At 54.0% G+C, this 9,539-nt stretch carries 8 protein-coding genes; 2 read left to right on the top strand and 6 right to left on the bottom strand.

Annotation, left to right across the window (positions count from 1 at the left end; translation table 11 throughout):
* Positions 1 to 199 precede the first annotated feature (199 nt).
* Positions 200 to 1,495 carry an MFS family transporter gene (locus ACWKXT_RS13030; protein ID WP_454532601.1) on the top strand — a complete coding sequence of 432 codons (1,296 nt, stop codon included), beginning with the start codon at positions 200 to 202 and terminating at the stop codon, positions 1,493 to 1,495.
* On the opposite strand, the gene ACWKXT_RS13025 is transcribed toward ACWKXT_RS13030, so the two are convergent.
* The 5 genes from ACWKXT_RS13025 to trxC form a co-directional block, all read right to left on the bottom strand.
* A complete protein-coding gene (locus ACWKXT_RS13025) occupies positions 1,492 to 1,815 on the bottom strand; it encodes a YfiM family lipoprotein (RefSeq protein ID WP_454529331.1) in 324 nt (107 codons plus the stop codon). The genes ACWKXT_RS13030 and ACWKXT_RS13025 overlap by 4 nt on opposite strands.
* A 44-nt stretch (positions 1,816 to 1,859) precedes the next feature.
* Positions 1,860 to 3,215, bottom strand: a complete 1,356-nt coding sequence (gene pssA, locus ACWKXT_RS13020) for a CDP-diacylglycerol--serine O-phosphatidyltransferase (RefSeq protein ID WP_454529334.1) — start codon at positions 3,213 to 3,215, stop codon at positions 1,860 to 1,862.
* A gap of 110 nt (positions 3,216 to 3,325) precedes the next feature.
* The gene (locus ACWKXT_RS13015; protein WP_454529330.1) at positions 3,326 to 5,989 is read right to left on the bottom strand and encodes a bifunctional acetate--CoA ligase family protein/GNAT family N-acetyltransferase; all 2,664 of its coding nucleotides are present in this window, start codon (positions 5,987 to 5,989) and stop codon (positions 3,326 to 3,328) included.
* A gap of 35 nt (positions 5,990 to 6,024) precedes the next feature.
* Positions 6,025 to 6,723, bottom strand: coding sequence for a tRNA-uridine aminocarboxypropyltransferase (tapT, locus tag ACWKXT_RS13010; protein WP_454529329.1), 699 nt, complete (start codon positions 6,721 to 6,723; stop codon positions 6,025 to 6,027).
* A gap of 69 nt (positions 6,724 to 6,792) precedes the next feature.
* Entirely contained in the window at positions 6,793 to 7,212 is a 420-nt protein-coding gene (gene trxC / locus ACWKXT_RS13005) for a thioredoxin TrxC (protein WP_080328385.1), read from the bottom strand.
* Positions 7,213 to 7,416: 204 nt separating this feature from the next.
* Between trxC and ACWKXT_RS13000 the strand changes: the two genes are divergently transcribed.
* Positions 7,417 to 8,517: a tRNA/rRNA methyltransferase gene (locus ACWKXT_RS13000; protein WP_041908658.1), complete on the top strand. Its 1,101-nt coding sequence runs from the start codon at positions 7,417 to 7,419 to the stop codon at positions 8,515 to 8,517.
* A gap of 39 nt (positions 8,518 to 8,556) precedes the next feature.
* Here ACWKXT_RS13000 and ung read toward each other — a convergent pair whose 3' ends face one another.
* Positions 8,557 to 9,246, bottom strand: a complete 690-nt coding sequence (gene ung, locus ACWKXT_RS12995) for a uracil-DNA glycosylase (RefSeq protein WP_214576858.1) — start codon at positions 9,244 to 9,246, stop codon at positions 8,557 to 8,559.
* Between the last annotated feature and the right edge of the window lie 293 nt (positions 9,247 to 9,539).

Raw genomic sequence — 9,539 nt, 5'->3', positions numbered from 1 at the left:
GAAGAACCCCGTACCGTAAGGTGCGGGGTTTTTTGCTTTTGTTTTCCATTCTGGCCTTTCTCTTAATCCCTTCTCCTGCTAATGGAATGTGTGATCGCGGTCTCAATGTTATTTATAACAAAATTATAACATTTCATTTACGAGGTAATTGAGTCTCCTGGCTCAATACGCCGCAGTTTATGGCAGGAGCATAATCACAATGACAGAAAGCATTACATCAAACGGGACGCTGGCTAACGGTGATACCCGAAGAAGGGTATGGGCAATCGTCAGTGCCTCTTCAGGGAATCTGGTTGAATGGTTCGACTTTTACGTCTATTCATTCTGTTCACTCTACTTCGCACATATTTTCTTCCCCTCCGGCAACACCACGACGCAGCTGCTACAAACGGCAGGCGTTTTTGCCGCAGGGTTCTTAATGCGACCCATCGGAGGTTGGCTCTTCGGCCGCATTGCGGATCGTCGCGGGCGTAAAGCCTCCATGCTGATCTCGGTGTGTATGATGTGCTTTGGTTCTCTGGTGATCGCCTGCTTACCGGGGTATGAATCGATTGGCACCTGGGCTCCGGCGCTACTTTTGCTGGCCCGCTTATTCCAGGGATTATCGGTGGGCGGTGAATACGGCACGAGTGCAACGTACATGAGTGAGATTGCGCTGGAAGGCCGTAAAGGCTTTTACGCCTCATTCCAGTACGTCACGTTGATTGGTGGACAACTGCTGGCGATTCTCGTGGTGGTGATCCTGCAGCAGATACTGACAGACGAACAACTCCACGCCTGGGGATGGCGAATTCCTTTCGCGATGGGTGCTGTACTGGCAGTTGTTGCACTTTGGCTACGCCGTCAGTTAGACGAAACCTCGCAGAAAGAGGTCAGAACGCTGAAGGAGGCGGGAACATTCAAAGGGTTATGGCGTAACCGCAAATCTTTCCTTATGGTGCTGGGCTTTACTGCGGGCGGCTCTCTCAGTTTCTACACGTTCACCACCTATATGCAGAAGTACCTGGTGAACACCACCGGCATGCACGCTAACGTCGCCAGCGTAGTCATGACCGTGGCGCTGTTTGTCTTTATGCTCATACAACCCATTATCGGCGCGCTCTCGGATAAAATCGGCCGACGTACGTCGATGCTGATTTTTGGCGGGCTTTCGGCGTTATGTACCGTACCCATTCTGTCTGCCCTTCAGCATGTGACTTCTCCGTATGCCGCGTTTGCGCTGGTGATGCTGGCGATGGTGATTGTCAGTTTCTATACCTCTATCAGCGGGATACTGAAAGCTGAAATGTTCCCGGCGCAGGTTCGTGCGTTAGGAGTAGGGCTCTCTTATGCGGTAGCCAACGCGTTGTTTGGCGGCTCTGCGGAGTACGTTGCGTTGTCGCTTAAATCATGGGGAAGTGAAACGACATTCTTCTGGTACGTAACGATAATGGGGGCGTTGGCCTTTGTTGTCTCTCTGATGCTGCATCGTAAAGGGAAGGGCATTCGTCTTTAATAGTGAGCCATCTGCCATACAGCATAGCCGGTCGTTGCGCCGGCGACATCCCACGCAAAATCTTTCCAGCTCCAGCCGCTCCCTGCGGGGCGGCTATCCCACAGTTCTTTTGATGCTCCAAGACCGACTGAGAACATCAACCCAAGCGTCGCGCTACGATCCCGGCTGTATCCCTGATGCTGCGCATATTCATTACCGGCTGCGGACAACATCGCAGAAGCGAGGAAATGCTGTGCTTTATCCTGTCCGGACCAGCTATCGTTGGCCATATGACTACAGCCACTCAGAAAGAGGACGCTCAGTAACAGAGGAATACGCATCAACAGGCTCCATAAAAAAGCCCTGCGGGTGACAGGGCTGGGTATTACAGAATACGGCTGATAAGTCGGTCGATACGGATACGACGTAAGCGGCGAATCAGTTTGCGGACCTTAACCGGGTAATCGGCAATGCTCTGCAATTCCCGGTAATGGTTCACCACCGTGGTATGCGTGCGAATCAATTCCAGTTCACGTTCACGCTGTGAGGCTAATTCATGCTGCGGGTCATGGATCAGGATCGCGTTTTCCAGATCCAGTCGCCATGCGCGCGGGTTCAGGTTGTTACCGGTCAGCAGCATCCACTCATCGTCGACCCACATGCCTTTCAGATGGTAACTGTTGTCTTCATCTTTCCAGAGACGCACAACCAGCTGGTCAGTATTCACGTAATACTGTAAACGGCTCAGGAAGCGGCGCAGGTTAATCTCATAGAGATAAGGCAGCGCACCGATAATTTTGAACGGCTGATCTTCAGGAATGAAGAAATCGTTCGCCGTTTTATCCCCGACGATGATTTCCACTTTTTTACCGTCGCGCAGCAGTTGAATGATATTACGCACCAGCACGGCAGGAAGGTTAAAGTACGGCGTGCAGATAGTAAGTTTCTGCTCTGCGCATGGCATCAGATGGAAAATCGTTTTGTTCAGCAGGCTTGATTTACCCAGCCCTACCAGCGGGGTAACGGATAACTCTTCGTTGTTCGCATCGCCCTGAAAATGATAAACAGCATCGCGCAGCTCCTGGCGGAAGGCGCGAACATCATTTTTGATTTCCGGGCTCTTAGGGCGCTCGGGATCGTCAAGGCGATTAACGCCACGGCCGTGAACCAGATTTTTATCAACCCAGTTAAACATGATATCGGCCATCTGAGGATTACGGATCAGATGGTAGCGGTCGTAGCGGTATTTATCGAGCTGATGAAGGTAGACATCATTGAGGCTTGCGCCGCTGTAAAGCACGCTGTCATCGATGATGAACCCTTTAAAATGAAGGACGCCGAGCGCTTCTCGGGTATTCACCGGGACGCCATAAACAGGCACATCAACGCCAGGATTTTCCTGCGCCGTGCGGCAATACCAGTCGGCATTGGTGTTTGACGCGGCAGCGCCAATACGGCCACGCTGAGCGCGATGCCAGTCTACCAGCACGCGAACATCAAGTTCCGGGCGCTGACGTTTGGCTTCATAGAGCGCGTTCAGGATCGCGCGCCCGCCTTCATCCTGTTCAAGATACAGGGCCACAATGCAAATGCGTCGCGTGGCGCTGGCGATCTTTTCCAGAAGCGTCTCCCGAAAATGAGCGGGAGCGTAAAAGAACTCTACATCATCAACTGACTGAGAAATCTTCGGTAGTTGAGCAAGGTGTTGTTGATGTTTATTACGCTTAAATTTTGACAACATCACAGTGCGTTTCTTCTCTGTTCATTGAAGGGTTGTCTGTACCATGCAAACAACATAAGCGGACAATGATACCACCAGTCCCGTCCAAAGTGGGTAACATTTCCAGTAGCTTACTCGTGTTTGTCGGGTGATGTCAGGCTGAGGGACAGGGCCACAATACCTTCGTCCAGCTGAATATCAACGTCAAATCCGAGTTTTCGCGCCAGGGTCACCATACCGCGATTGTTAGGCATAGTAATGCCATTAAGGCGTAACAATCCGTGATCTCGCGTATAACTGATGAGTTTTTCCAGCAGCCGTCTTCCCAGACCCAGGCCTTTAAGATCGGAGCGCACCAGCACCGCAAACTCCGCATCGACGTTATCCGGGTCAGAAATCGCACGCGTGACGCCGAGGATCTCATCGCCTTTATCAGAACGCCGAACGGCGACAAACGCCATTTCTCGATCGTAGTCGATCTGGGTCATATTGGCTAAATCATCGTGGGTAAATTCGTTGATTTCGCTAAAGTAGCGGTAATAGAGATCTTCTTTCGTGACCTGAGAGATAAAGGTACGCAGCTGCGGTTCATCTTCCGGCAGGATAGGGCGGAACAGGGCGCGTTCCCCATTCTTCATCTCGACCCACTCCTCCAGTTGCAGAGGATACGGACGGATCGCCAGGCGGCTCTCTCTGTCTCCTTCAAATGGCGCGATATCCAGCGTCACATCCAGCGCCGTAAACTCATTGCCGGAGGCGAGTAGCGGATGGATATCCAGACGCTGGATCTCCGCACAATCTACAATCAGGTTAGACACCTGCACCAGGAACTGACTTAACCCGGCAATATCGAGCGGACGCAGGGCGCTGCGGCCACGGATCTTTTTGCTTTTAATGGCCTGGATGATCAAATAACGCGCGAGGTTCATGTTCAGCGGCGGTAACGCCACTACGGCCTGCTCCTCCGGGCGCCACTCAACGCCACCTTCCCCCAGCATGATAAGCGGGCCGAAGACGGGATCGTGTTCGACCACCACCCGTAATTCCTGAGCCCCAGCGCGGTTGGCCATGCTTTGCACCAGCAATCCGTGGATCCTTGCCTGCGGCCAGGCCATTTTGACCCGGTCGAAAATGGCATCAGCTGCCTGCTGTACCTCCGTAGCCGTACGAAGGTACAACATGACACCCTGAACATCCGACTTATGCGGGATATCGGGGGAACGCAGCTTCAGGGCGACCGGGTAGCCAATCTGTTCGGCAATATGCACGGCCTCAGCACTGTCGCTGGCGATCCAGGTTGGCAGAGTTTGCATCCCATAGCTGCCCAGTATGGGCTGGACTTCATGCGTATCAAGCGACGTCGCGCCTTCGTCTATAGCCTGCTGCAATAGCCGGTGAACGTCGACGGTATTTGCCGTCAGATTGCCCGGCAAAGCCGGCGTCTCACGCAGCTGTTTCTGGTTGCGACGATACTCCACCATATGCATAAACGCGGTGATGGTGCCTTCCGGCGTGCGGTAGGTCGGCAGCCCCGCTTCACTGAACAAGCGCCGGGCCTCTTGAGAGGAAAATTCACCGCACCAGTTGGTCAGCAGGGTGACATATTTGCCTCGTGGATGATTGCGCACAGCATCAATGAGCGCCCGCGCGCTTTCACTGCCCGGCGCGACCGCGCTGGGGGAATGGATGATCATCAGTGCATCGAAATCCTGACTATCCAGCAAAATTGAGATCGCCCTGATATAGCGATCGCTGCTGGCGTCATCGCGCAAATCAAGCGGATTGCCGGGCGTCACGCTTGGCGGAAGCGCTTCTCTGAGGCGTTGCAGCGTCTCTTCACCCAGCGTGGCCAGCTTGCCGTTACGCAGCCACAGTTCATCCAGCGCGAGCGCGGCGGGGGCTGCACCGTTACTGACAATCATCAACTTCTCGCCGCGCAGCGGACGCATATGGCTTAAGGTCTCAACGGCGGAAAAAAGCTCGTGTGTATCCTGCACCCGCAGTAACCCCGCGCGCTGAATGGCGGCATCCCAGGCCGGATCTATACCGGAATGAGACTGGAGCAGACGCTGCGCCGCAGGGCTGCGACCGCTTTTGATCACGAGGATCGGCTTATTGCGCGAAGCACTTCGTGAAGCCGATACAAAACGACGGGCATCGCTCAGGTGTTCAAGATAAAGCAGGATCGCACTGGTTTTGCTGTCACGCGCCAGGAAATCCAGCAGTTCATCAACGTCAATATCCAGGCTGTCACCCAGGGCTATGAAGTAGGAAAAGCCCATCTCACGCTGTTGCGCCCAGTCGAGAATGGTATTCGATACCGCAGCCGATTGTGAAATAAACGCGAGTTTGCCTTTGCGGATGGGTACCGGGGAGAAACTGGCGTTCAGCCCTTGCCAGGGGGCGAGCAGACCCAGGCTGTTTGGCCCAAGGAGACGCATCTGATAACGGCTGGCGCAGGCCAACAGTTCGGGCTGTTGTTCAGGCGGAGACGAGAGAATGATGCAGGTTTTACACCCTTTCTTGCCAAGCGCTTCCAGAAGTTCCGGATTACGTCTTGCGTTGGTACACAAAACGGCGAGATCCGGTACGAAAGGCAGACTCTGCACGTCCGGCCACGCAAGTACACCCTGAACGGCCTTATAAGCTGGCGTGACGGGCATAACGGGGCCATTAAATCCTCCGGCGAGAAGGTTACGCATCATCAGATAGCCTGCACGATCCGGTTTCATGGATGCGCCGATAACGGCAATGGTTTTAGGACGGAGTAGCGCTTCTAACCCTCTCTGGCTCATGCAGGCCTCCTGTGAATGCAAGCGACCTGATGATTTTAAACGCTTTCTGATTCTGTTGCTGTGATACTGCCCTTATGAACGGTTTTTCCCGCCAGATAGCGCTCCCTGAAGCATGAGAAATGGTTGCCCAGGGCTCCGGCCGCTGCGGTATCTCCCGATAAATCCAGAAGCGCAATGGCCACTTCGGCGGTGCAGTATTGCCCGTCAGCATGGGCTTCACGCAGGCGATAGGCCGAGACGCGGGAAAGATCGACAGAAATAACCGGCAGGGCGTCGAGGTAAGGGCTTTTACGAAACATTTTCCGCGCTTCGGTCCAGGTACCGTCCAGCATAATAAACAGCGGCGGTTTTCCGGATGGCGGCACCGTAAGCACCTGACGTTGTTCGCCTGCATACGATGCCGGGAAAACGACCATGGGCTGATAGTCCGGGCTAGCCACCAGGTCGAGCAGCGCCTGAGGCGGCTCAGTGCGCGACCACTGAAACGCTGCGGTGTCTGGCAGAATATCGGCGATCAGACGCCCCGTATTGCTGGGTTTCATCGGCTCGGTATCGAACATGACCAGGCAAAAACGGCTTTTCGCCTCGCTCGGTTTCAGTGTCTCGCACAGACAAACTTTTAGCGGCAGCAGACACCGCTGACAGCGACGTATGCGATTGCCACGTGCAAGAAAGGGGCGAGTCGCGCGCGCAAGGCGTTCGGCGCGTAATTGAAGGACGGCGTTATCAGTCATGGGCGAAATGCAGTAAAAACACTATTTTCGCAGAGGCGGGAGCGGGGCACAAGATGTGCCCCGGGAATGTTACAGTGATTCGTTTAACCAGCTATCAAACGGGGCTTTTGGAACCGCACCGTTGAGCATGTCGACCATTTCTCCGTTTTTGAAGATCATAATGGTCGGAATGCTGCGAATATTAAAACGTGCGCTCAGTTCGCGTTCGGCTTCGGTATTGACCTTAACGAACCGCATTTTACCGCTACGCTCTTCGGCAACATCTTCAAAGATTGGCGCGAAGTTACGGCACGGACCACACCATGGCGCCCAGAAATCAATCACCACCGGGAGATCGTCCTTGAGGAGTTTGTCCAGCGTAGCACCCGTCGCGTTAATGACATCGCCATCAAACAATTCATGGCCACAACGTCCGCATTTCGCACCATCTTCAATCCGATCGTCCGGAATGCGATTAAGAGCCTGACAGTTGGCACATACGGTATTCATAACTAACCTCTGATAGAGCCGTGGGACAGCGGCACAACGCCGATAATGTTTCTAATATGTTACATATTATCAATGAGCCTGTTTGAAACAACAATGCGTTTTATTCAATGAGAACAATAGTCACAGGCTTTTGTACGAAATTATGGCTATGCGGTGGCACATCGGGTAATCTGCGCGCTTCGCGCAGCGCTGGTGGAGAAAAGCATGAACGACGAAATGAAAAACAAAAGCGGCAAGGTCAAAGTGATGTATGTCCGCAGTGATGATGACTCTGATAAACGCACCCAAAATCCGCGTACCGGAAAAGGTGGCGGGCGTCCGGCGTCTTCTCGTGCAGACGGTGGCCGTCGCCCCGCCCGCGATGACAGAAATAACCGCGGCGATGACCGCAAACGTGATGACCGTAAGCGTGACGATCGCAAACGCGATGACCGTCCGCGTGATGATTTCTCACGTGATAACGCCTCTCCGTGGCGCACCGTTTCTCGCGCCCCTGGCGATGAGACGCCGGAAAAAGCCGATCACGGCGGTATCAGCGGTAAAAGCTTTATCGATCCGGAAGTGCTGCGCCGTCAGCGTGCGGAAGAGACCCGCGTGTATGGCGAGAACGCCTGTCAGGCGCTGTTCCAGAGCCGTCCGGAGTGTATCGTCCGCGCGTGGTTTATCCAGAGCGTGACCCCGCGCTTTAAAGAAGCGCTGCGCTGGATGGCGGCGAATCGCAAAGCCTACCACGTGGTTGATGATGCTGAACTGACCAAAGCGTCCGGTACTGAACACCACGGCGGCGTTTGCTTCCTGATCAAAAAACGTAACGGCACGACCGTGCAGCAGTGGGTCAGCCAGGCGGATGCCGATGACTGCGTGCTGGCGCTGGAAGACGTGGGCAACCCGCATAATCTGGGCGCAATGATGCGCAGCTGCGCGCACTTTGGCGTGAAAGGCGTGTTGTTGCAGGATGCCGCGCTGCTGGAATCCGGTGCCGCGATCCGTACTGCGGAAGGCGGAGCCGAGCACGTACAGCCGATCACCGGCGACAGCGTTCTGGATGCCCTTGAGCAGTTCCGTAAAGCGGGCTATTCCATTGTGACTACGTCGAGCCATGCCGGTACGCCGCTGTTTAAAGCCACGCTGCCGCGTAAAATGGTACTGGTGCTGGGTCAGGAACGCGATGGCCTGTCTGATGCGGCGCTCTCCAGTTCGGATCTGAGCGTCTCTATCGACGGAACGGGCAATGTGGAAAGTCTGAACGTATCTGTTGCGACCGGCGTACTGCTGGCCGAGTGGTGGCGTCAGAATAAGGCATAAGTCTCTTATGTGCCGGGCCTGACCCGGCACATTCAAATCTTACTCGCTCTCAGCCGGTAACACCGGCATCCAGTCAATGGGCTTTTCGCCACGTTTTTCCAGCCATTCATTCGCCAGAACAAAATGATTACTGCCAAAGAAACCGCGATGTGCAGACAGCGGTGACGGGTGCGGTGCTTTCAACACATGATGACGCTGGCGGTCAATAATCGCCCCTTTCTTCTGCGCATGCGATCCCCAGAGTAAAAACACCACTCCTTCACGATGCTCGTTGATAAGGCTAATGACTTTATCGGTAAAGGTCTCCCACCCAAGGCTGGCGTGCGAGTGCGCCTGGCCCGCCCGTACGGTAAGCACCGTATTCAGTAATAGCACGCCCTGGCGCGCCCAGCTTTCCAGGTAGCCGTGGTTTGGCCGGGTAAAACCGGGCACGGTGCCCTCGAGCTCTTTATACATGTTAAGCAGAGAAGGGGGGATAGCCACGCCCGGACGTACGGAAAACGCCAGCCCATGCGCCTGCCCCGGGCCGTGATAGGGATCCTGGCCCAGAATAACCACTTTCACATCGCTCAGTTCGGTATAGCGAAAGGCGTTGAACACGTCTTTCTGCGGCGGGTAAATCGTTTGCCCGGACTGACGCTCAGCGGCAACGGTGCTAAGCGTATTGATAAAATAAGGCTGCTGCTTTTCTTCTGCCAGCACGTCATGCCAGGTTAAAGGTGTCGTCATGTCGCTCTCCTGCGAATCTCAATCTGTGACTAGCTTACCTGTTTAACCCCGATGAGCAAAATTACGCGCTGAAATGCGTCCTAAGTCGTTAAATTTATTTTGAGATGATGCAGGTGAAGTTGAATTGGTAAGGTCTTGAAATTGATCTAAAACAATAAATTCAAACCACACTCTTTATGTGGTTGGTGATTTTGATGATTTAAATCAATAAATCGCTGTGGTGTGAATGATATATATACACACAAGAAACAATGGTTTTACCAATTGGCCGCGAGAGGCCGACATCAGTTAAT

This window comes from Enterobacter sp. UPMP701, assembly GCF_053709515.1.
Note: the sequence above shows the minus strand (reverse complement) of the source record. Positions and strands in the feature narration are given on the sequence as shown.